The organism is Streptomyces sp. NPDC060031 (assembly GCF_042736805.1).
In the GTDB taxonomy this organism is placed as follows: Bacteria; Actinomycetota; Actinomycetes; order Streptomycetales; family Streptomycetaceae; genus Streptomyces.
In genome coordinates this window covers 61,274-82,646 of sequence record NZ_JBHWVM010000027.1, presented here as the reverse complement: position 1 = coordinate 82,646, position 21,373 = coordinate 61,274, and the positions used below count along the sequence as shown (strand labels likewise).

Sequence of the window (21,373 nt, the reverse complement as noted above, 5' to 3'; positions counted from 1 at the left end):
GGTGCGCACACTCCCCGCTTGGTCCGACTAGGTGAAAGACACCGTTTCCATGCACGCGTATGCCAACCATGTGCCCGCTGTTCTGCTCAGACTCGATCGGAATCCGTTCCACCACGGAACCCTCGGCGCCGTCAGATCCCTTGGGCGCAAGGGCGTGGAGGTCCATGCCGTCGTCGAGGCCGGGGGAGGTCCCATGGGGCGTTCGCGCTATCTGCGTGCCGTGCATCCCGGACCCGACTGCGGTGCGGACGGGCTGGATCCCGAGGCGCCCGAGGCACTCCTCGAATGCCTGGTCGGCGTCTCCGAGCGGATCGGGCGGGAGGCGGTGCTCTTCGCCATGGACGATCTGAGCGCCATCGCCGTCGCCAGGATGGCGCCGATGCTCGCGGGCCGGTTCCGGATCCCCCATCAGCCGGACGGGCTGCCCGCGCGGGTCGCCGACAAGGCCGAGTTGTCACGGCTGTGCGCGCGGTGGGACATCCCGCACCCGGAGACCGTGATCCCGGCGGGCGGCGCCGAGGCGGCGGACGCCGCGTGGCGGCTCGGGCTGCCGGTGATCGCGAAGTGGAGCCGGCCGTGGCTGCTGCCGGCCGGCACGGACCTGCGCAGCACCACGCTCGTGCAGACCGCCGCCGAGGCGCGGCGACTGTACGAGCGCTCCGCCGAGGCGGGGAGCCGGCTGCTGCTCCAGCGGTTCCTGCCGGCCGGGCCGGACACCGACTGGTTCTTCCACGGGGCCTTCGCCCGCGGCGGGCGTCCGCTGCTGACCGGGTCGGGGCGCAAGGAGATGTCCTGGCCGGTGCGGACCGGCCTGACGGCGGTGGGGCGCTGGCTGCCGGACCCCGCGGTGGAGGAGGCCGGGCTGCGGATCGCCGAACGGCTGGGCTACCAGGGCATCTTGGACCTGGACTTCCGCCGGGACGAGCGGGGCTGCTTCCGGCTGGTGGACTTCAACCCGCGCCCGGGCGCGCAGTTCCGGCTGTTCACGGACGCGGCCGGGCTGGACGTGGTCCAGGCGATGTACCTGGATCTGACGGGCCAACGGGTCCCGGAGCCGTCCGGGGGTCCGGGCCGGGTGTTCGTGGCGGAGAACTACGCCCTGCTGGCCGCGGTACGGGGCCGGTCGCTCCCGCGGCGGCGCGAGCCCGCGGCGGCGCCGGAGCGCGGGCGGGTGGAGGCGGCCTGGTTCGCCGCCGACGACCTGCTGCCGTTCGCGGCGATGCTCGCCGCCTTCCTGGGCCGGGGCGCGGGCAAGGGCGTACGGGCGCTGCGCGGCGTACCGGAGCACGGGCGGCGGACCGCGCGGGCGGTGGTGCGCGCCCCGCGCCAGCGCGGCCGGGACCTGCCGGCGGCGTCGGGCGGGCCGGCGCCGGGCGGGCCGGTCTCCCGTAGCGCGCCGCCGGAGGCGTCGGCGGAGCCGGACGAGCTGGTGACCCGGTGACCCGGTGACCCGGTGAGTGGTGACCTCGTGAACGTGAAACTGGAAGGACGGCCGTGACGCGGATGCACGATCTCGTGGTGGTCGGCGCGGGCCCGTACGGGCTGTCGATCGCCGCGCACGCGGCGGGCGCGGGACTCGACGTACGGGTGCTCGGACGGCCCATGGCGTCCTGGCGGGACCACATGCCCGACGGCATGTACCTGAAGTCGGAGCCGTGGTCCTCCAACCTGTCCGCGCCGGGCGGCCGCCACAGCCTGGCCGACTACTGCGCCACCCGCGGGATCCCGGCGGAACACGGCACTCCGCTGCCGATCGCCACGTTCAGTGAGTACGGGCTCTGGTTCGCCCGGAACGCCGGGCCCGAAGTGGAGGAGGTCACCGTCACCGAGGTCACCCCGCACGGCGAGGGCTTCCGGGTCCATACCACCGAGGGGCCGCCGCTGCTCGCCCGCACCGTCGCCCTGGCGGTCGGGGTCATGCCCTTCGTCAACCACCCCGAGGCCCTGCGGGACCTGCCGCCCACGCACTACTCGCACAGCAGCGACCACCGAGACCTGACCCGGTTCGCAGGCCGGGAGGTCGCCGTGCTCGGAGCCGGGCAGGCGGCCCTGGAGACCGCCGCCCTGCTCGCCGAGAGCGGCGCCCGGCCCTGCCTGGTCGCCCGGCGCTCCCGGCTGAACTGGAACACCGTCCCCCAGCCGCTGCTGCGGCCCCCGCTGCGCGCCCTGCGCGACCCGCACAGCGGCCTGGGCACCGGCTGGCGCAGCTGGGCCTGGTCGGAGCTGCCGTGGGCGGTGCGCCACCTGCCCGCCCCGACCCGGGAGCGGATCGCGGCGACCGCGCTGGGCCCGGCCGGCGCATGGTGGCTGCGGGAGCGCTTCGAGCGGCGGGTGCCCGTCCTGCTCGGGCACCGGCTGCACCGGGCGGTCGCGGTGGGCGAGCGGACCCGGCTGGGGCTGACCACGGCGGCCGGGGAGTCCGTGGTCCTGGACACCGCGCACGTGATCGCGGCGACCGGCTTCACCCCGGACCTGGCCCGGCTGGGGCTGCTCGACGCGGGGCTGCGGGACGCCCTGGCCACGGTGGGGGAGGGCGGGACGCCGGAGCTGAGCCCCGGCTTCGAGTCCTCCTGGCCGGGGCTGTTCTTCGCGGGGCTGCTGACCGCTCCCTCATTCGGCCCTTCCATGCGATTCGTGCACGGTGCGGGCTTCACGGCGGGGAGACTGGTGAAAGGAGTCCGAAAGCGCCTCGGCGCCCGGGGTCCGCTGCCGGGCTCGACCGGTGGGGCGCGGCCGGACCGGACCACTGCCGGCAATCCGAGCACGTATCTGCGGTGAGAGGGGTCCGCGATGAGCGCGGAGCGAGCACAGGGGCGTGGCTGGGTACGCATTCCCGCCAGCCGCGGGGAACAGCCGGCCGGGGCCGCCACGGCAGGCACCGCCACGGCGGGGCCCTCGCCGTACGAGTCGTACAGACCGTACGAGCCGTACGAGCCGTACGAGCCGTACGAGCCGTACGAGCCGTACGAGTCGTACCGGCCGTACGAGGCGCCCGCGTACCCCCCGCATGCCCCGTACCCCCCGTACGCGAGCTCCTCGTACGGGGACCAGACCATGATCTACATGTCCCTGGTCAAGCGCTGGCAGGAGGCCGGACGCACCCTTCCGGGGCATCCTGACGAGGAGTGGGAGCGGCTCATCTCCCAGCCGTGCTGGCCCGGCCGTTAGGTGGTGTGACCTTTGGCAGCGAAGGACCGCCCGAACCCGGCGGATCGCCCGGAGCCCGTGACCGGGCCCGGGGAGCGGCTCGCGCTGAACGGCATGGGCAGCTTCGAGTGGGACCTCGACGCGGGGACGCTGGCGCTGGACGAGGCCGGGATGGCCGTCTTCGACCTGGGACCGGGCGAGTTCGACGGGACCCCGGAGGGTCTCGGGCTGCGGATCCCGGCCGAGGACGGCCTGCGGCTCGCGGACACCGTGATCGCCGTCCTGGAGGCCGGAGAGGAGGTGTACGGCGCGTACTTCACGGTGCAGCGGCGCGAGGGCCGCGACCAGTGGACGCACACCCAGGGCAGGGTGATCCGGCACCCGGACGGCCGGCCGCAGCGGATCCTCGGGATCGTCCGGGACGCGACCGCCGAACTGGAGCACGCCACGTTCCTGCGGAAGCTGGAGGCGGCGCGGGCCCAGCAGACGTCCATCGTGCAGCGGACGACGGAGGCCCTGTCGCGGGCGGTGACCGTGGACGACGTCACGGCCACGCTGACCGGCGCGGGCGCGCTGGAGCGGCTGGGGGCGGAGGGACTGGCGCTGGGACTGGTCGAGAACGGCGCCATCAAGATCATCGCGCTGAGCGGGGAGTCGCTGGAGATCCTCAGCGAGCGCAAGTTCACCCGGCTCGACGGCTCGCTCCCGCTGTCGCAGGCCGTGATCACCCGGCAGGCACGCTTCGTCACCTCGCTCACGGAGCTGGCGGAAGAGTTCCCCCTGCTCTCCGACTACCTGAGCCGGATCCGCTACGACGCGGCCGCCTACCTGCCGCTGATCGCCCAGGCCAAGGCGATCGGCGGGCTGGTGCTCTTCTACCGCCGGCGCAGCGGGTTCAGCCCGGAGGAGAAGAACCTCTGCCTGGGCCTGGCCGGCATCGTCGCCCAGTCGCTCCAGCGGGCGCTCCTGTTCGACCAGGAGCGGGAATTCGCGACGGGCCTGCAGGCGGCGATGCTGCCGCGCCGGATCCCGGAGATCACCGGCGGGGAGATCGCGGTCCGCTACCACTCCGCGTGGAGCGGACGGGAGGTCGGCGGGGACTGGTACGACGTGATCTCCCTGCCCCGCGACCGGGTCGGCATCGTGGTGGGCGACGTACAGGGCCACGACACGCACGCGGCGGCCATCATGGGCCAGCTCCGGATCGCCCTGCGGGCGTACGCGGGCGAGGGCCACCCGCCGTCCACGGTGCTGGCGCGGGCCTCGCGCTTCCTCGCCGAACTGGACACCGAGCGCTTCGCCACCTGCATGTACGCGCAGGTGGACCTGGAGACCGGAGGCGTACGGGCCGTCCGCGCGGGCCATCTCGGCCCGCTGATCCGGCACACGGACGGGCGCACCGGCTGGCCCAACGTGCGCGGCGGCCTGCCGCTGGGGCTGGCCTCGGTCTTCGAGCAGGAGGAGTTCCCCGAGACCCGGCTCGACCTGGTCCCCGGGGAGACGCTCGTGCTGTGCACGGACGGACTCGTGGAGGAGCCCGGCACCAACATCACCCAGGGCATGGAGGCCCTGGCCCACGCGGTCCGCAGCGGCCCCCAGGAGGCCGGCGCGCTCGCCGACCACCTCTCGGACCGGCTCTGGGAACGCTGGGGCTCCGGCGACGACGTGGCGCTGCTGGTGCTGCGCCGGGCTCCCGACCCGGGCACCCACCGGGCCCCGCGCATCCACCAGTACATCCACCAGGCGGACCCCGAGGGGCTGTCCGAGGCCCGCTTCGCCCTGCGGCAGGCGCTGCGGGACTGGGGCATGCCGGAGCTCGCCGACGACGTCGAGCTGGCGGCGGGGGAACTACTGGTCAACGCCCTGCTGCACACCGACGGCGGGGCGGTGCTGACCATGGAGGTGCTGCCCGAGCCGGTCCGGCGGATCCGGCTGTGGGTCAAGGACCGCTCCAGCGTGTGGCCGCGCCGGCGCACCCCCGGGGAGTCGGCGACGACGGGGCGCGGGCTGCTGCTGGTGGACGCGCTGGCCACGCACTGGGGGGTCGAGTCCCGCGGCGACGGCAAGGCGGTGTGGTGCGAGTTCGACGCCGCGGGCAGCGCGGCCCGCAGCGCCGGGTGACGGGCCGCTCACGCCGAGTTGTGGGGCGGGGGGAGTGGAGTGATGATGCGGCCATGGAACGGATCGTGCTGTGCGCAGGCTGAGCAAGAGTGCCGCGACGGGCGTCCTGGCCCTGCTCCTGCTGGCCGCCGGGGTGCCGAAGGTCGTGGACTGGACGACGGGACGTCCGCACGCGGACCCCGGCTGCCAGTCGGTGGCGTTCATGTCGATGACCGACGTCGCGCCCGACTGCCGCTGACGGCGGGCCGGTCCGGCCGGTCCGGGCGGGCCGGGCGGTCCGATCGGGCGGGGCGGTCCGGGCCCCGAGTGCCCGGGGCCCGGCAGCGCTCAGTTCTCCGCGTGGACCTCGACGTCCCGCGTGTCCTGGGCGAGGGTGGTGACCGACTTCGGCATCAGGCCCGAGAGGCGGATCTCCTGGAGCTCCCCCGTGACCGTCGCGCGGCCCGGGTGCACGCTGCCCGAGGCGAAGCCCGGCGCGTGCGCCACCCACCTGCGCTCCGTGCCGTCGCAGACGACCTGCTCCCCGCCGATGCTGAGCCGGCTGCCGTCCTGTTCGACGGTCGCCTTGATCTGCATCGCCCCCGTGGGTGAAGCGCCCTCGCAGTGGTAGCTGCCTGAAAGGGTGACGGCGCCGTCCTCGGCGATGTGCGCCTCGGGATGCACGGAAATGCCTTGGTTGAAAACGGTGGCGCCGGCCGGAGCGGTGAATACCGTGGTGGCGGCCAGTGCGGACAGGGCTGCCAGTGCCATTCGGCGGGGGGACAGGTGCATTTTTCCTCCGGGTGATCGCGGGGGCGGCGGGATTCCGCCGGAACGCATTGTGCTGGCAATCGGCGGGCAACTCGCTGCGCACGCTCGTGTCGGTGTGTGCAATTGCCCGCTCGGGCGCGTGAGACTGGCCGAAATACATCCCCGGAGGGATCCCGCATGCGTCAGTCCGCTTCCGTCATCGCCGCCGCTCTCGTCCCGCTCCTCCTGCTCGGTGCCACGGCCTGCCAGAGCGCTCCCGAGGGAGCCGCGCTCGCCCCGGCCGCGGCGCCCGCCGTCCCGGTGGACGACGGGGCGCCGGGCGGCGAGGACGCTCCCGTGCGGGCAGCCGCCGAAGCCGCCCGTGTGGGCGAGTCCGTACGGGTGGACGGGGCGCAGGTGGGCCGCCACCTCCAGGCGGTGCTCCACGCGTACGTGGACCCCGCCGTCAGCGTCGAGAAGAACTTCGCCCCGGCCGCCGGCAAGCGCTGGGTGGCCGCCTCGATGTCGTTCGTCAACGTCGGCGGGACCTCGTACGGGGCGCTCGGACGCATGTGGGCGCTCGACGGCGCGGGGCAGCGCCATCCGGTGGTGCCGACCGGTGCACTGACCACGGGCAAACCGCTCGTCTTCGATTCCCTCGAGGTCGGTGAGCGGGCCGAGGGGTGGGTCGTGTTCGAAATTCCGGAAAACGCGCGCATTGTGCGGCTCCAGTACCAGGACGCGAACATGCAAGCGAATTCCGGAGGTGGATTCTGGGCGGTCTAGCCCGGCCGGGTGAAACGCCGTGAAAGCTCCGGGGGAGAGACCACTAGGGTGCGCGCATGACTTCAACCAAAGCCGAAATCGACCGGTCCAAGCTCGGCACCCTTTCCGTGCTCGCCTGGATCGGCGACCCCGATGAGGCTCACGACATCCCGTACCTCCTCGCCTACACCCTCGGTGACGGCCCCGACGGTCCGCAGGCCGCCGAGGAGGCTGCCCGCGGGCTGCTGGAGGAGCTCGGCCTGCCCATCGGTGACGTGGTCATGGACGGCGTGCGCAACCCGGCCGGCTTCCCGGTGCAGATCCTCCTGGAGGGCAATCAGATCGCGCTGACCATGCCGGGTCTGAACGCGAAGTGCATCGCGCCGCCGGAGTGGGTCACCGCGGCGAACGACAGCGGGCAGGCCTACTTCCTCTTCGCCACGCGCGCCTGGCCCGAGGCGGTCCCCGGCCAGCCGGTCTCCGCGGAGACCCTGCAGGCCTTCGCGGGTGACGAGGAAGTGCTCACCGGGAGCGCCCACGCCGTCCTCGCGGTGCGGCGCCTGCAGAAGTAGCGCCCGCGGAGGGGAAACCATTCGCTCCGGCCGCCGGGCTTCCAGCCCGCCCGGTGGCCGGTTCTTTCGTACGCGGCTGCGCGGGTGCGCAGCCGCGGGACTACGGGGCTACGGGCGCTCGAAGGCGAACTTGAGCGAGCGGACGCGGTTGTCGAAGTTTGACCCCGCCAGATCCGGCAGGCCCGCCGCGCGCAGGCCCACCGGCCGGGTCAGCAGCTCGCGGAAGAGGGCCTTCATCTCCACCCGGGCCAGGTGCGCGCCCAGGCAGAAGTGCGGACCGCCGCCGCCGAAGCCCAGGTGGGGGTTGGGTGAGCGGGTGATGTCGAAGGCGTCGGGGTCGGGGAAGACCGCCTCGTCACGGTTGGCGGAGGCGTAGTACAGCACCACCTTGTCGCCGGGCCGCAAGAGGTGTCCGCTCAGGGTGTGTTCGGCGGTCAGCGTGCGGCGGAACTGGATGATCGGCGTCGAGTGCCGGATCATCTCGTCGACGGCGCCCTCGCCGTACTTCTCGAAGTCCGAGAGCAGCAGGTCCCGTTGCTCGGGGAAGTCGGTCAGCAGGGTCAGCCCGTGCGTGATGGCGTTGCGGGTGGTCTCCACGCCCGCGACCATCAACAGGGAGAAGAAGGCGCCAAGTTGGCGGGCGCCGAGCGCCTGCCCGTCGACGTTCGCGCAGACCAGCGCCGAGATCAGGTCGTCGGTGGGGTTCTTGCGCCGCTCCCGGCCGATGCCCGCGACCATCCGCTGCATCCGGGCCAGGGCGCGCAGCCCGCGCCCCGGCATCCGCAGCCGGGAGGCCAGGCCGCGCTCCACGCCGATGTTCTCGGAGGCGTGGTTGACGCGGTCGGCGATCTCGGCGCGGTAGCGCTCCGGGATGCCCATCATGTTGCAGATGACCTCCAGCGGCAGCCGGGAGGCCACCGCCGAGACGAACTCGTCGGGCCGCTCGGCCAGTACGTCGTCCACGATCCGGGCCGCCACCGTGTGGATGTCCTGCTCGGCGGCCGCCAGCAGCCGGGGCGTGAAGGCCCGCTGCACGATCTTGCGCAGCTGGGCGTGGTCCGCGCCGTCGAGGTTGACCATGGAGTCCCCGAACAGCGCCCGCACCCACCGGGCCGGCTCGGGGGTGGTCACCCCGGGCGCGCTGGCGAACACCTTGGGCAGCCGGCTCGCCTCCTGCACGTCCGCGTGCCGTACGAGGGCCCAGTGGCCCCGGCCGCGCCCCTCGGGTACGTACACCGGGGCGTCCAGTGCCCGCAGCCGTGCGAAGACCGCCAGGCGGTGGGCCGGGGGAGCCTGCCAGAAGCCCGGGTCGGCCAGTTCCGCGCCGCTGCTGTCGTGTCTCTGTGCCGGAACCGTCATGTCTGTGCCTCTTCCTGTCGGGCGCCGTGCCGCTGTGGTGCAGAACGGTGTCGGGGGCACGGGGGTGACGGGTCCGGCGCGTCGGGCTGGGTCAGGCGGCGTGAGCGGATGCCGCGGTGCCGCGTACCGACAGGGTCAGGCCGACCGCGACCGTCGCCGCCGCGATCAGGCCCGCGTACAGGACGGCGTACGTGCCCGCCCAGGTGCAGACGAGCACCGCGAGGGCGGAGAGCGGCAGGGTCAGCTGCTGGGCGGGGCCCCGCTTGAAGTGGCGGGAGTGCAGGAGCCAGACCATCAGCAGGAAGAGAGCGGCCGGGACGGTGACGGCGGCGTTCGCGGCGACCTGCGAGATGTGGGCCTTGCCGACCGCGTGCTCGACCGCGACCTCGATGCCCGCGCCGATCGCCGCGCCCGACGCGAAGATCAGCAGGTGCCCGTAACCCCACGGGATCGCCTCCCGGTTGGAGGTCAGCCGCTCGTGCATCGGCACCGCGAAGTAGATCCACCAGGCGGCGAAGACGATCAGCAGCCCGCCCGCGGCGATGGGCAGCAGCTCGCCCAGGGCCTCGTGCTCGTCGATCGCCGACTGCACGGCCACCGTGCTCGCGGCGATCGTCTCGCCCAGCACGATGATGGTGAACAGCCCGTACCGCTCCACGATGTGGTGGGCGTGCCACGGCGTCTGGTGGCCGCGCTCGGCCAGCACCGGCACCATCAGCTCCGCGGCGCCCACGACCAGGAACAGCCAGCGCTTGGCGTCGTCCGGCGCGAACAGCAGCGCCACCCAGCCGGCCTGGCAGACGACCAGTCCGGCCGCGTACTTCAGTGCCGCCGTGCGGGCCTCGCCGCTCTCGCCCGCGGCGGCCCGCAGCCACTGGGCGGTGAGGGCCACGCGCATGATCAGGTAGCCGATGACGGCCACCGCCCAGTCGTTCTGGTCGAAGGCCTGGCTCACGCCCGCCGCGTAGACGAGCACGCCGGCGATCTGGACGAGCGTCGCGATCCGGTACGGCACGTCGTCGCAGTCGTAGGCGGAGGCGAACCACGTGAAGTTCATCCACGCCCACCACACGCCGAAGAAGACGAAGAAGTAGCCGATCACGCCGGTGCCGGGATGGCCCTCGGCCAGCGCGTGCACCAGCCGGGCACCGGCCTGGGCGATGGCGACGACGAAGCAGAGGTCGAAGAACAGCTCCAGCGGTGTGGCCGCCCTGTGGTCCTCGTCAGGGCTGCGGGCGGTCATGGGGAGGTAGGCCATGGCGCACAGCAGACCAGACGGCCGCCGCTTCGGCAGGCGAGGCGCGCGGCCCTCGGCGCCCGCGTGCCCCGGGCGGACTTTCCCCGGGCGGGCTCTCCCCCCGGTGGACTTTCCCCTGGCCGCCGCCGGGCGGGTGAGACGGCCCGGGGCGGACAGGCGCGAGGCGACCAACGCACCGTGGGCGACAAAACAAGGTCCCGTCGCCCACGGTGCGTTGGCCTCCGCCGCGGGCCGAGTGCGCGGCGGAATCCAGAAGGCCGACGCGACCGGGATCGACGGCTGCCTGGGCAACCGGGGCGTTTCGGTGGTCCAGCTGCTCACCCCGATCCTGATCACGTCGTCGGTCCTGGCGATCGGCGCGGGTCAGAAGAAGGCGGACGGCTCCGAGGTCTGCCTGCAGAACGCCGCCTTCGTCTGGGTGCCCGCCCTGATCGTCCTCGCCGCCGTCGCCTGGTCCTGCCGGAACGGCCTGAAGGCCGCCGCCACCCCCTTCACGCACCGGACTGGGCAACGGCTCGGCCTTCCCGAGGCGCAGGCCGCCGCGCTGAAGCAGTCGGAGATGGAGGCGGGCGCCGTCACCGGCTTCTCCTCGGCCATCGCCGCCTACGGCTTCTTCTTCATCCCCGCGACGTCCGCGGCGATGGCGGTCACCAGCGCGCTGTGGATGTTCACCGGCTCCTACGCCACCTGCCTGGCGGTGTGCTGGTGGTTCTACGCCCGCCAGGGCGCGGAGGCTCCCAGCTGAGCGGGGGCGGGGGCGGCCGTACCCTGGAGGCATGAGCACCGCCCCCGCCCGCGACCCGCAGGACCCGAAGCCCGAGGGCCCGATCGAGCCGCGGCCCGCCGCGAAGCCCGGGCCGAAGCCCCGGATCGACTTCGACGACCCGCTGGACCAGCAGTCCTCCGACGACACCGACCGCGGCTGGGGCGAACGGCCGTCCGCCGGAGGGAGCGCGGCCGACCTGGCCCGGTTCCTCGACGAGAAGCCGCCGCACCACATCTGACCGTGACCGGCCGGGCCGGCCGGGCCGGCCGGGCCGGCCTGGGCGGCGGGCCCCGCCGGTCCCGTCGGCCTCGCCGGTCCCGCTAGAACGCGTCGTGCGAACCCGGAGGGCGGCCGTTACCGCCGCCCGCGGCGCGCTGCGCGACCAGGGTGTCCCGGATCTCCTTGAGGACCTCCAGCTCGGTGATCTCCATGGTCTCCTTGACGCCCTCCTTCGCCTTGCGGCGTGCCTCCACCTTGGCGAGGTACTTCGCCATCGGCAGGACCATCAGGAAGTACACGACCGCCGCGGTGACCAGGAAGGTGAGCGTGGCGTTGAGGACCGAGCCCCACAGGATGTTGACGCCGGTCGGCTCCCCCTTGGCGTCGATGCCGCAGGGGTCCTTCAGGCACGAGGAGTAGACGTCCAGGTTCTTCGTCCCCACGGCGCCGACCAGCGGGCCGATGATCCCCTTCACCACAGAGTTCACGATGTTCGTGAACGCGGCGCCGATGACGACGGCCACCGCCAGATCGACCACATTGCCGCGCATCAGGAAGGCTTTGAAGCCCGCCAGGACGCTCTCCTTCTTCTTCTCGCTCACCACTGAGCCCTTCTTCACATGTGCCGAACACGGAGCCAACGGTTCCGAAAACTACGGCAGTCCGGGCCCGGCGTGTCCAATCGGCCCCCATTTTGCGTCGACTTGACCGCGCATCCGCCCGATTCGTCACGAACGGCACGGCGCGCGTCAACACAGCGTCACCGCCAGTCGCGCCACGGCGCCCGCCCCCACGAGATCCCGCGCGACGTCCCGGGGCACGGACAGGACCACCAGCGCCCCACCGTCCCCGACACCCAGGTCGGGATCCGGCACCTCGGCAACCCGGGCCCCGGCGGCCACCACCCGCGGCGGCCCGGTGCGCTCGGCCGCGACCACGTCCACCCGGTCCCCGGGGTGCAGCAGCCGCACCGTCGCCGCGTCCGCGATGCGCACGGGCGCCGACACCGTCCGCACCACCGCGGGAGGGGGCTTCACCTCCGGCGGCGGGGCGCCCCGGGAGGCCTGCGCCTCGGTGCCGCCCACCGCCAACGCGGCCGCCACGACGGCCAGTCCGGCCGCGGCGCTGCGCCGCCGCCGACGCAGGGCCCTGCGCAGCCGGTACCCGCCGCGCCCCACGCGGAGCGGGGGGAAGAGCGGCACGGTGCGCGCGGGGGGACACGTACCGGAAGGGGTGTGGGTGTGGGTGACGTGCGGGACGCGGGACGTTGCGGACATGGCGACCACCACCAAGCTGAGTGCGTTGCGGCGTCCGGCCCCGGCGGCCGGACACCCCTCACGATCCGCCGACCCGCCCGATCCCGCTCGCGCCTGTGGACGATCCCCAGCCTGTGGGCAACGCCGTCACCCACACGAGTTATCCGGCGGCCCCGAAGCGCGCCAGGGCGGCCACCGGATCCGCGGCCCGCGTCACCGACCGCCCGACCACCACGTACGAGGCCCCGCCGGCGAAAGCGGCCTCCGCGGTGCCGCTCCGGGAGTGCCCGCCATCCGCCCCGCCCGACAGCGCCGGCCCGCCCGACAGTGCCGCCCCGCCCGACAGCGCCGCTCCGCCCGACAGCGTCACCCCGGGCGTCACGATCAGCGGCCGCGGCCCCAACTCGGCCCGTAGCGGCCCGGCCTCCCGCGGCGAGGCGATCACCCCGGCGCACCCGGCGCCGGCCGCGAGCCGCGCGAGGCGCAGCACCTGTTCGTCGGGGGTGCCGCCGATCCCGACGTCGGCGAGGTCGCTCCCGGTCATGCTCGTGACCACCGTCAGCGCGAGCACCCGTAGCCGCGGGAACTCCCGCGCCGCCTCCACGGCCGCCGCCATGATGCCCGTACCGCCCATGGCGTGGACGGTCACCATGGACGCGCCGAGGCCGCCGGCGGCGCGGACGGCGCCCGCCACGGAGTTCGGGATCTCGAAGAGCTTCAGGTCGAGGAAGACCTCGTGGCCCTGCGCGACCAGCTCCCGCACCAGGCCCGGCCCGGCGGCCGTGAGCAGTTCCAGCCCCACCTTGTAGAAGCCGCACGCGCCGCCGAGCCGCGCGACGAGCTCCAGCGCGTCCCGGCGGTTGTCGAAGTCGAGGGCCACGATGACCCGGCTCTGTCCGTCCACGAGCGGTTCTACGGCAGCTCGATGCCCAGGTCCCAGCCGTCGTGCGCGTGCGTGCACAGGCAGGCGCGGGTTTCCGTCGCCGGGAGGGCCGCCACCGCGTCGAAGAGCACCTCGCGCAGTCGGCCGACGTTCTCGCCGAACACCTTCAGCACCTCGGTGTGGGAGACGCCCTCGCCTGTCTCGGCGCCCGCGTCCAGGTCCGTGACCAGCGCCATCGAGGTGTAGCAGAGCCCCAGCTCACGGGCGAGCACCGCCTCCGGGTGGCCCGTCATGCCGACCACCGACCAGCCGGCCGCCGCGTGCCAGCGCGACTCGGCGCGCGTCGAGAACCGCGGCCCCTCGATGACGACCATCGTGCCGCCGTCCACGGGCTCCCAGTCCCGCCCCCGGGCCGCCGCCAGCGCGACCGAGCGCCCCACCGGGCAGTACGGGTCCGCGAAGGTGGTGTGCACGACGTTCGGCACGGATCCTCCCGGCAGCGGCTCCCCGTCGAAGAACGTCTGGGCGCGGGACTTCGTACGGTCGACCAGCTGGTCGGGGACGAGCAGCGTGCCCGGACCGTACTCGGCGCGCAGGCCGCCGACCGCGCACGGGCCGAGGACCTGGCGGACGCCGACCGAGCGCAGGGCCCACAGGTTGGCCCGATAGTTGATCTTGTGCGGGGGCACGGTGTGGCTGCGCCCGTGCCGCGGCAGGAACGCCACGGACCGGCCCGCCAGATCACCTATGTACAGGGAGTCGCTCGGGGGTCCGTACGGGGTCTCCACCTGGACCTCGGAGACGTCCTCGAGGAAGGAGTAGAAGCCCGAGCCGCCGATGACACCGATCTCTGCGTTCGCCATGGATCCCACCCTAACGGGGCATGCGCGAGGCCCCACTGCCCGGAAGGGCGGTGGGGCCTCGCGAAAGACTGTCGGGCGGGTCAGGCAGCCGAGGTGGAGCTGCTGCTCGTGCTCGTGCTCGAAGAGGCCGAGGACGAAGACGTCGACGAAGAGGACGCGGCGGGGGTCGACGTCGTGGACGCCGGCTTCGAGGCAGGGGTGCTGCTCGACGAAGCGCCACGGCTGTCGTTCCGGTAGAAACCGGAGCCCTTGAAGACGATGCCGACCGCGGAGAACACCTTCTTCAGGCGTCCGTCGCAGTTCGGGCACACGGTCAGTGCGTCATCGGTGAACTTCTGCACGGCCTCAAGGCCCTCACCGCACTCGGTGCACTGGTACTGGTAGGTCGGCACGAATTTCCTCCTGGCACTCTGACTCAATGAGTGCTAACGACGCTCCATGGTGACGTATTCCGGCGGATCAGTCCACCGTCACCGGCACGCGGTGACCCATCCCACGCTCGTTCACCCGGTTCCGGGCGGCCGGCGCGGTCTCCGACGGGGCGGAAGCCGGGGCCGCCGACGCGGACGCGTTCACGATCCGGGTCGGGGCGTTCGGCGCCAGCTTCGCGCGCAGGGCCAGCAGGGTGACCAGCGCGACCGCGGTGGCCACCAGGGGCACCAGGAAGCCGTACGAGGAACCGTGCGCGTCCGTGAGCCGCCCGGCCACGGTCACCGCGGCGGCCTGCCCGAAGGCGACCGCTCCGGTGAGCCAGGTGAAGGCCTCGGTGCGCGAGGCGGCCGGGATCAGCTGCTCGATCATGGTGTAGCCGGTGATGAGCGCCGGGGCGATGAACAGGCCGACGACCAGGCCGAGCGCGCCCAGCAGGATCATCGAGTTCGCGGCCCACAGGACCGAGGCGGCGGCGGTGAGGCCGATGTAGCCGAGGATCAGGCGGCGGCGCGGGCCGATCTTCCAGGCGACGGCGCCCATGGCGATGCCGGCGACCATGTTGCCGGCCGCGAAGACGCCGTAGAGCAGGCCGTTGGCGCCCGGGTTGCCGATCTCCTCGGAGAAGGCGGCGAGCGAGACCTGCATGCCGCCGAAGACGGCGCCGATGCCGATGAAGGCGACGATCAGGACGCGCAGGCCCGGGAAGGACAGGGCGGAGGCGTGCTTCTCGCCGTCGGCGGCGCGGGGCGCCGCCTTCGGCTCGGTGGAGCGCTGGGCCGCGAAGAACAGGCCGCCGAGCAGCGTCAGCGCCGCCTCGGTGGCCAGGCCGGCCGCCGGGTGGATGCCGGTGCACAGCGCGGTGGCGAGCACCGGGCCGACGACGAAGGTGAACTCGTCGGTGACGGACTCGAACGCGGCCGCGGTCGGCAGCAGCGGGGAGCCTTCGAGCTTGGCCGCCCAGCGGGCCCGGACCATGGGTCCGACCTGCGGGACGGAGGCGCCGGCCGGGACGGCGGCCAGCGCGAGCGCCCACAGCGGGGCGCCGATGAGGGCCAGCGCGGTCAGCAGGCTGACGGCGGCGGTGTGGCTGAGCACGACGGGGACCAGGACGGCGCTCTGGCCGCGGCGGTCGGTGAGCTTGCCCATGACCGGGGCGAAGAGGGCCATGGAGACGCCGGTGACGGCGGCGACGATGCCGGCGTCGCCGTAGGAGCCGGTGGCGTGCTGGACGAGCAGCAGGATGCTGATGGTCAGCATGCCGAAGGGCAGTCGCGCTGCGAAGCCGGGGAGAACGAAGCCGAGGGCGGCGGGAGTGCGCAGAAGCTGTCCGTAGCCGGGGCGGGCGGACGTGTCGGTCGTGACCGCGGATGTCACGGCCTTGCCTTTCCGCTGCCTGGTAGAACTCCCCGTCTGCGGACGGTGCATCACCTTGTGAGCGATCGCACCCGTACATGTGGGAGCCCCGAGAGCTGTCCTCTTGCGCAGAACCGAGTGATACCTGGGCGCCCACTGCGGGAGGGTGCCACGGCCGCTTTGCGGTCGCGCCAGCTCTGCGTCAGGCAGAGTTGGTTCGATGTGGTGTGCCTTTATCGTACAGGCAGGCCTCGTCTTACGCCCTGTGATTCCCGTGACAAGGTGTGTCTTCACCTGCGATTAACTGGAATTTCGCATTCCGTCCCCGGTCAAACGCGAGTGAACCCAGGCAGGACCCATCGAATTCGGCCGAATTAGAACGCCGCTCTAAGGCCGGCTACCGCTGCCCCGGCTCCTCGCCCGTCCCCAGCCAGCCGGCCAGCTTGCCGCCCCGGGCCACCGCCCGCAGCCGCGCCTCCGCCGCGTCCCGCACCGGATCCGTGGCCACCACCAGCAGCTCGTCCCCGCGCCGCAGCACCGTCTGCGGCAGCGGCACGAAGCTCTTCGCGTCCCGGACCACCAGCGTCACGGAAGCCCCCGGCGGCAGCCGCAGCTCGCTCACCTCGACGCCGTGCATCCGCGAGGCAGCCGGGATCGCGAAGGACAGCAGGTGTCCGCGCAGCTTCTCCAGCGGGGCCGACTCGATCCCCAGGTCCGAGGCGCCCTCGTCGCTGCCGCCGAGCTTCAGCTTGCGCGCCAGCCACGGCAGCGTCGGGCCCTGCACCAGGGTGTAGACGACGACCAGCACGAAGACGATGTTGAAGACCCGCTCGCTGCCCTCGATCCCGGACACCATCGGGATGGTCGCCAGGATGATGGGCACGGCTCCGCGCAGGCCCGCCCACGACATCAGGGCCTGCTCCTGCCAGGGCAGCCGGAACGGCAGCAGGGAGAGGAAGACCTCCAGTGGCCGCGCCACCATCGTGAGCACCAGTCCGATGATCACGGCGGGCCAGAAGTCGCCCGCCAGCTCGTGCGGGGTGACCAGCAGTCCCAGCAGGACGAACATGCCGATCTGGGCGATCCAGCCGAGCCCGTCCGCGAAGCCCCGCGTGGCCGGCCAGTGCGGCAGCTTCGCGTTCCCGAGGACCATGGCCGCCAGGTAGACGGCGAGGAAGCCGGAGCCGTGCGCGATCGCCCCGGCGGCGTACGCCGTGATCGCGATGGCCATGACGGCGATCGGGTAGAGGCCCGAGGCGGGCAGTGCCACGTGCCGCAGGCCGTACGAGCCGAGGAAGCCCACGGTCAGGCCGATCGCGACGCCGATCGCCAGTTCCAGAGCGATCTTGCCGAGCAGGACGTACCAGTCGTCCACCGGCCCGACGGTCGAGAACGCCACGACCAGGATGACCACGGGGGCGTCGTTGAAGCCGGACTCGGCCTCCAGCACACCCGTCACGCGCGAGGGCAGCGGGACCTTGCGCAGGACGGAGAAGACGGCCGCGGCGTCGGTCGAGGAGACGACCGCACCGATCAGCAGGGCCTGGCGCCATTCCAGGCCGACCAGGTAGTGCGCGCCCGCCGCCGTGACGCCGACGCTGACCGCGACGCCCACCAGCGACAGCACGATCGCCGCCGGAAGCGCCGGTCTGATCTCTTTCCACTTGGTGCCCAGACCACCCTCGGCGAGGATCACGACGAGTGCGGCATAACCGATGACCTGCGTCAGCTCGGCGTTGTCGAATACGACGTTGCCGATGCCGTCCTGGCCTATCGCGATGCCTATGCCGAGGTAGATGAGCAGGCTGGGCAGGCCGCTGCGTGAAGAGACGCGCACCGCCGCCACGGCGACGAGCAGCACGAGCGAGCAGACCAGCAGAAGCTCATTGAGCGTGTGGACAGTCAGCGGGCGGCCCTTTCCTCAATGCGCGCCCGGCGGATCGTTCCTCCCGGCGGCGTATTCGGCAAGTACTTCGTTACCTTACCTAATCTTTGACGTCTCTTTACGTGATAACCACATTGTGAAACGCCTGTTGCCCCCTGTCCTCAGCACCCTCGACCCCTGGCGGATCAACGAAGGCAGTCCTGCGCCTATGGTTGCTCCCAGCACTCCCAGGACCACCCTGCCCCTCTAAGGACAGCGATGCCCGCCAACGAAACCGCCCCTTCCGTCAAGAAGAAGGGGCGACGCGCCCGTCTGATCGTGCTCGTGCTGGTCCTGGCGCTCGTCGCGGGCCTCGGCTACGGGGCGTACTGGAGCCTGGACAGCCTGCGCGCCTCGTTCCCCCAGGCCACCGGCTCCCTCAAGGTGCCCGGGCTGACCGGGACCGTGGACGTCAAGCGCGATTCCCACGGCATTCCGCAGCTCTACGCCGACAACGACGAGGACCTCTTCCGCGCGCAGGGCTTCGTCCACGCGCAGGACCGGTTCTGGGAGATGGACGTACGCCGCCACATGACCTCGGGGCGGCTCTCCGAGATGTTCGGCTCCGGCCAGGTCGAGACCGACGCCTTCCTGCGCACGCTGGGCTGGCGCCAGGTCGCGCAGCAGGAGTACGACACCAAGCTCACGCCGGAGACGAAGAAGTACCTGCAGGCCTACGCCGACGGGGTCAACGCGTACCTGAAGGGGAAGTCCGGCAAGGACCTCTCCGTCGAGCACGCCGCCCTCAAGCTCACCGCGAGCTACCAGCCCGAGCAGTGGTCCCCGGTGGACTCGGTGGCCTGGCTCAAGGCGATGGCGTGGGACCTGCGCGGCAACATGCAGGACGAGATCGACCGCGCGCTGATGTCGGGCAAGCTCTCGCAGGCGCAGATCGACGACCTGTACCCGCCGTACCCCTACGACCGGAACAAGCCGATCGTCGAGGGCGGCAAGACCGAGGGCGGGAAGTACACCCCCCAGGCGGGCGCCGGCTCCGGTTCCAACCCGGGCGCCCAGGGTGCCGCCGGCTCCCCGGTCTCCGCGAACGGCGCCACCGAGAGCGGTCTCGCCGGCAACGCCACCGCCCAGGGCGCGGCCGTGGGCCTGCGCACGCACATGAGCGCGCTGGCCAACACCCTGGACCAGATCCCCGCGATCCTCGGCCCGAGCGGCAGCGGCATCGGCTCGAACTCCTGGGTCATCGCGGGCAAGTACACGACGACCGGCAAGCCGCTGCTCGCGAACGACCCGCACCTCTCCCCGCAGCTGCCCTCGGTCTGGTACCAGATGGGCCTGCACTGCCGCACCGCCTCGGCCCAGTGCCAGTTCGACGTGAGCGGCTTCACCTTCTCCGGCATGCCGGGCGTGGTCATAGGCCACAACGCCGACATCGCCTGGGGCATGACCAACCTCGGCGCCGACGTCACCGACCTCTACCTGGAGCAGGTCAAGCCCGAGGGCTACGTCTACGACAACAAGGTGCTCCCCTTCACCACCCGTGAAGAGGAGATCAAGGTCGCCGGCGGCAAGAGCAAGAAGATCACCGTCCGCACCACCAACAACGGCCCGCTGATCTCCGACCGCAGCGACGAGCTCGCCACGGCCGGCGCCCGCGCCCCCGTCGCCAGCTCCGCCCCCGACCGCGGCGACGGCTACGCCGTCGCGCTGCGCTGGACGGCCCTGGACCCCGGCAAGTCGATGGACGCGGTCTTCAAGATCAACCGGGCCAAGGACTTCAACAGCTTCCGCGCCGCCGCCCGCGACTTCGAGGTCCCGTCCCAGAACCTGATCTACGCCGACAGCAAGGGCGCCACCGGCAACATCGGCTACCAGGCGCCCGGCCGGATCCCGATCCGCACCGCCGGCGACGGCCGGATGCCCGCCCCCGGCTGGGACTCGAAGTACGCCTGGAAGGGCGGCAAGGACGGCAACGCCGGCTACATCCCGCAGGACGAGATGCCCTGGGACCTCAACCCGGCGCGCGGCTACATCGTCACCGCCAACCAGGCCGTCGCGGAGCCCGGCACCGGCCCGGGCAAGTACCCGTACCTGCTGACCACCGACTGGGGATACGGCGCCCGCAGCCAGCGGATCAACGACCTCATCGAGGCGAAGATCAAGGACAGCGGCAAGATCTCCACCGACGACATGCGCACCATGCAGATGGACAACAGCAGCGAGATCGCCGCGCTGCTGACCCCGATGCTGGCCAAGATCGAGGTCTCGGACCCCGACGTGCGCTCCGCGCAGAAGCTCCTGGAGGGCTGGAACTACACCCAGGAGCCCGACTCGGCGGCCGCCGCCTACTTCAACGCGGTCTGGCGCAACATCCTCAAGCTGTCCTTCGGCGACAAGATGCCCAAGGAGCTGCGGATCGAGGGCAGCTGCATGAACGTCCGCGGCAACGGCACCGGGCCGGCCGACGACCTCGCCAAGACCGTCCGCGAATGCGGCACCCGCGGCCCCGACTCGGCACAGCCCGACGGCGGCGACCGCTGGTTCGAGGTGGTCCGCCGGCTGGTCAAGGACGAGAAGTCGCCCTGGTGGAGCTCGCCCAGGAAGGGCCTGACCGTGCCGGCGACCACCACCCGCGACGAGCTCTTCGCCCGGGCCATGGAGGACGCCCGCTGGGAGCTGACCGCCAAGCTCGGCAAGGACCAGTCCACCTGGAGCTGGGGCCGGCTGCACCAGCTGACGCTGAAGAACCAGACCATCGGCACCGAGGGCCCCGGCTTCATGCAGTGGCTCCTCAACCGCGGCCCCTGGAACCTCGGCGGCGGCGAGGCCACCGTGAACGCGACCGGCTGGAACGCCTCCGGCGGCTACGGGGTCACCTGGGTCCCGTCGATGCGGATGGTCGTCAACCTCAACGACCTCGACAAGTCCCGCTGGATCAACCTGACGGGCGCCTCGGGGCACGCGTACCACGACAACTACACGGACCAGACGACGATGTGGGCCAAGGGCGAGCTGCTGGACTGGCCCTTCGGCAAGGACGCGGTCGACAAGGCGACGACCGAGACCCTGACCCTCAAGCCGGCCGGTTCGAACTAACCGAAGCGCACCACCCCCGACGGGGTGGCCACCGCCTGGACGGGGTGGTCGTGCGGTTCCTCCGGGACCCGCGCGACCACCTCTTCGTCGTAGAGGAGCACCACCAGCGCGGGGTGCGCCCCGGCCCGCTCCAGCCGCTCCAGCACCCGGTCGTACGAGCCCCCGCCGCGGCCGAGCCGCATGCCGCGCCCGTCCACGGCGAGCCCGGGCAGCAGCACGGCGTCGGCTCCGGTCACCGCGCCGGGACCCAGCCGCGGCCCGGCCGGCTCCAGCAGCCGCATCTTCCCCGGGTGCGCGGTCTCGGCGAGGCTGCCCGGGCCCTCGTACGCCGCCCAGTCGAGGTCGTTGTCGGGCAGCAGGACGGGCAGCAGCACCCGCTTCCCGGCCCGCCGCAGCGCGTCGAGCAGCTCGTGCGTACCCGGTTCGCCGCCCACGGAGACGTACGCCGCGACCGTGCGGGCATCGGCCAGCTCGGGCAGTGCGAGGGCGGAGCGGGAGAGCGCGCGGGCCGCCGTACGGCGGGCTTCCTCGGACAAGGCGCGGCGGGCGGCGAGGAGTTGCCCGCGCAGCTCCGCCTTCGCGTCGGAGGGCGGGCGGTTCGTGCCGGTGGGACGGCTCTCTTTCATGGCTGATTCACAGTTCCTTCCATACTGGCCTGAACATGGACTTTCT

Annotated in this window: 21 protein-coding genes; 10 read left to right on the top strand and 11 right to left on the bottom strand. The window is 72.5% G+C overall.

Going from position 1 to position 21,373, the window contains the following annotated elements:
* Nucleotides 1-193 precede the first annotated feature (193 nt).
* From ACFWB8_RS15235 to ACFWB8_RS15215, 5 genes are all read left to right on the top strand, one after another.
* Nucleotides 194-1,441 carry an ATP-grasp domain-containing protein gene (locus tag ACFWB8_RS15235; RefSeq protein ID WP_385226068.1) on the top strand — a complete coding sequence of 416 codons (1,248 nt, stop codon included), beginning with the start codon at nucleotides 194-196 and terminating at the stop codon, nucleotides 1,439-1,441.
* Between the two features lie 62 nt (nucleotides 1,442-1,503).
* A complete protein-coding gene (locus ACFWB8_RS15230) occupies nucleotides 1,504-2,778 on the top strand; it encodes an NAD(P)-binding domain-containing protein (RefSeq protein WP_385226092.1) in 1,275 nt (424 codons plus the stop codon).
* 12 nt (nucleotides 2,779-2,790) lie between these two features.
* Nucleotides 2,791-3,168 carry a hypothetical protein gene (locus tag ACFWB8_RS15225; RefSeq protein ID WP_385226066.1) on the top strand — a complete coding sequence of 126 codons (378 nt, stop codon included), beginning with the start codon at nucleotides 2,791-2,793 and terminating at the stop codon, nucleotides 3,166-3,168.
* 93 nt (nucleotides 3,169-3,261) lie between these two features.
* On the top strand, nucleotides 3,262-5,268 hold the full coding sequence (locus tag ACFWB8_RS15220; protein WP_385226090.1) for a SpoIIE family protein phosphatase: 2,007 nt from the start codon (nucleotides 3,262-3,264) through the stop codon (nucleotides 5,266-5,268).
* 70 nt (nucleotides 5,269-5,338) lie between these two features.
* Nucleotides 5,339-5,506 carry a hypothetical protein gene (locus tag ACFWB8_RS15215; RefSeq protein ID WP_385226064.1) on the top strand — a complete coding sequence of 56 codons (168 nt, stop codon included), beginning with the start codon at nucleotides 5,339-5,341 and terminating at the stop codon, nucleotides 5,504-5,506.
* A gap of 89 nt (nucleotides 5,507-5,595) precedes the next feature.
* On the opposite strand, the gene ACFWB8_RS15210 is transcribed toward ACFWB8_RS15215, so the two are convergent.
* Complete coding sequence (locus ACFWB8_RS15210; RefSeq protein WP_385226062.1) at nucleotides 5,596-6,018, bottom strand: DUF6299 family protein; 423 nt, start codon at nucleotides 6,016-6,018, stop codon at nucleotides 5,596-5,598.
* 177 nt (nucleotides 6,019-6,195) lie between these two features.
* Here ACFWB8_RS15210 and ACFWB8_RS15205 point away from each other — a divergent pair, with 177 nt between their 5' ends.
* Together ACFWB8_RS15205 and ACFWB8_RS15200 are read left to right on the top strand one after the other, a co-directional pair.
* Entirely contained in the window at nucleotides 6,196-6,783 is a 588-nt protein-coding gene (locus ACFWB8_RS15205) for a DUF4352 domain-containing protein (protein WP_385226060.1), read from the top strand.
* 56 nt (nucleotides 6,784-6,839) lie between these two features.
* Nucleotides 6,840-7,334, top strand: coding sequence for a DUF5949 family protein (locus tag ACFWB8_RS15200; protein WP_385226058.1), 495 nt, complete (start codon nucleotides 6,840-6,842; stop codon nucleotides 7,332-7,334).
* A 108-nt stretch (nucleotides 7,335-7,442) separates the two neighbouring features.
* On the opposite strand, the gene ACFWB8_RS15195 is transcribed toward ACFWB8_RS15200, so the two are convergent.
* Both ACFWB8_RS15195 and ACFWB8_RS15190 read right to left on the bottom strand, forming a co-directional pair.
* Nucleotides 7,443-8,693, bottom strand: a complete 1,251-nt coding sequence (locus tag ACFWB8_RS15195) for a cytochrome P450 (RefSeq protein ID WP_385226056.1) — start codon at nucleotides 8,691-8,693, stop codon at nucleotides 7,443-7,445.
* A gap of 91 nt (nucleotides 8,694-8,784) precedes the next feature.
* Nucleotides 8,785-9,951: a low temperature requirement protein A gene (locus tag ACFWB8_RS15190; protein ID WP_385226054.1), complete on the bottom strand. Its 1,167-nt coding sequence runs from the start codon at nucleotides 9,949-9,951 to the stop codon at nucleotides 8,785-8,787.
* A gap of 214 nt (nucleotides 9,952-10,165) precedes the next feature.
* On the opposite strand from ACFWB8_RS15190, the gene ACFWB8_RS15185 reads away from it, so the two are divergent.
* Nucleotides 10,166-10,696 carry a hypothetical protein gene (locus tag ACFWB8_RS15185; protein WP_385226052.1) on the top strand — a complete coding sequence of 177 codons (531 nt, stop codon included), beginning with the start codon at nucleotides 10,166-10,168 and terminating at the stop codon, nucleotides 10,694-10,696.
* A gap of 31 nt (nucleotides 10,697-10,727) precedes the next feature.
* Nucleotides 10,728-10,955, top strand: coding sequence for a hypothetical protein (locus ACFWB8_RS15180; protein WP_385226050.1), 228 nt, complete (start codon nucleotides 10,728-10,730; stop codon nucleotides 10,953-10,955).
* Between the two features lie 82 nt (nucleotides 10,956-11,037).
* On the opposite strand, the gene ACFWB8_RS15175 is transcribed toward ACFWB8_RS15180, so the two are convergent.
* The 7 genes from ACFWB8_RS15175 to ACFWB8_RS15145 all read right to left on the bottom strand — a co-directional run bounded on the left by ACFWB8_RS15175 (nucleotide 11,038) and on the right by ACFWB8_RS15145 (nucleotide 17,629).
* On the bottom strand, nucleotides 11,038-11,487 hold the full coding sequence (locus tag ACFWB8_RS15175; RefSeq protein ID WP_385226088.1) for an MscL family protein: 450 nt from the start codon (nucleotides 11,485-11,487) through the stop codon (nucleotides 11,038-11,040).
* Between the two features lie 198 nt (nucleotides 11,488-11,685).
* Nucleotides 11,686-12,213: a hypothetical protein gene (locus ACFWB8_RS15170; RefSeq protein ID WP_385226048.1), complete on the bottom strand. Its 528-nt coding sequence runs from the start codon at nucleotides 12,211-12,213 to the stop codon at nucleotides 11,686-11,688.
* 139 nt (nucleotides 12,214-12,352) lie between these two features.
* Entirely contained in the window at nucleotides 12,353-13,096 is a 744-nt protein-coding gene (gene pyrF / locus ACFWB8_RS15165) for an orotidine-5'-phosphate decarboxylase (RefSeq protein ID WP_385226046.1), read from the bottom strand.
* A gap of 8 nt (nucleotides 13,097-13,104) precedes the next feature.
* Nucleotides 13,105-13,938 (bottom strand): S-methyl-5'-thioadenosine phosphorylase, encoded by an 834-nt coding sequence (locus tag ACFWB8_RS15160; protein WP_385226044.1) that lies wholly within the window; start codon nucleotides 13,936-13,938, stop codon nucleotides 13,105-13,107.
* Nucleotides 13,939-14,018: 80 nt separating this feature from the next.
* Nucleotides 14,019-14,330 carry an FmdB family zinc ribbon protein gene (locus ACFWB8_RS15155; RefSeq protein ID WP_385226042.1) on the bottom strand — a complete coding sequence of 104 codons (312 nt, stop codon included), beginning with the start codon at nucleotides 14,328-14,330 and terminating at the stop codon, nucleotides 14,019-14,021.
* A 67-nt stretch (nucleotides 14,331-14,397) separates the two neighbouring features.
* On the bottom strand, nucleotides 14,398-15,744 hold the full coding sequence (locus ACFWB8_RS15150) for an MFS transporter (protein ID WP_385226040.1): 1,347 nt from the start codon (nucleotides 15,742-15,744) through the stop codon (nucleotides 14,398-14,400).
* A 376-nt stretch (nucleotides 15,745-16,120) separates the two neighbouring features.
* The gene (locus ACFWB8_RS15145; protein ID WP_385226086.1) at nucleotides 16,121-17,629 is read right to left on the bottom strand and encodes a potassium/proton antiporter; all 1,509 of its coding nucleotides are present in this window, start codon (nucleotides 17,627-17,629) and stop codon (nucleotides 16,121-16,123) included.
* A gap of 237 nt (nucleotides 17,630-17,866) precedes the next feature.
* On the opposite strand from ACFWB8_RS15145, the gene ACFWB8_RS15140 reads away from it, so the two are divergent.
* Entirely contained in the window at nucleotides 17,867-20,701 is a 2,835-nt protein-coding gene (locus ACFWB8_RS15140; RefSeq protein WP_385226038.1) for a penicillin acylase family protein, read from the top strand.
* Here the strand turns inward: ACFWB8_RS15140 and ACFWB8_RS15135 are convergent.
* Nucleotides 20,698-21,327: a 5-formyltetrahydrofolate cyclo-ligase gene (locus tag ACFWB8_RS15135; RefSeq protein WP_385226036.1), complete on the bottom strand. Its 630-nt coding sequence runs from the start codon at nucleotides 21,325-21,327 to the stop codon at nucleotides 20,698-20,700. The genes ACFWB8_RS15140 and ACFWB8_RS15135 overlap by 4 nt on opposite strands.
* Nucleotides 21,328-21,373: the final 46 nt, after the last annotated feature.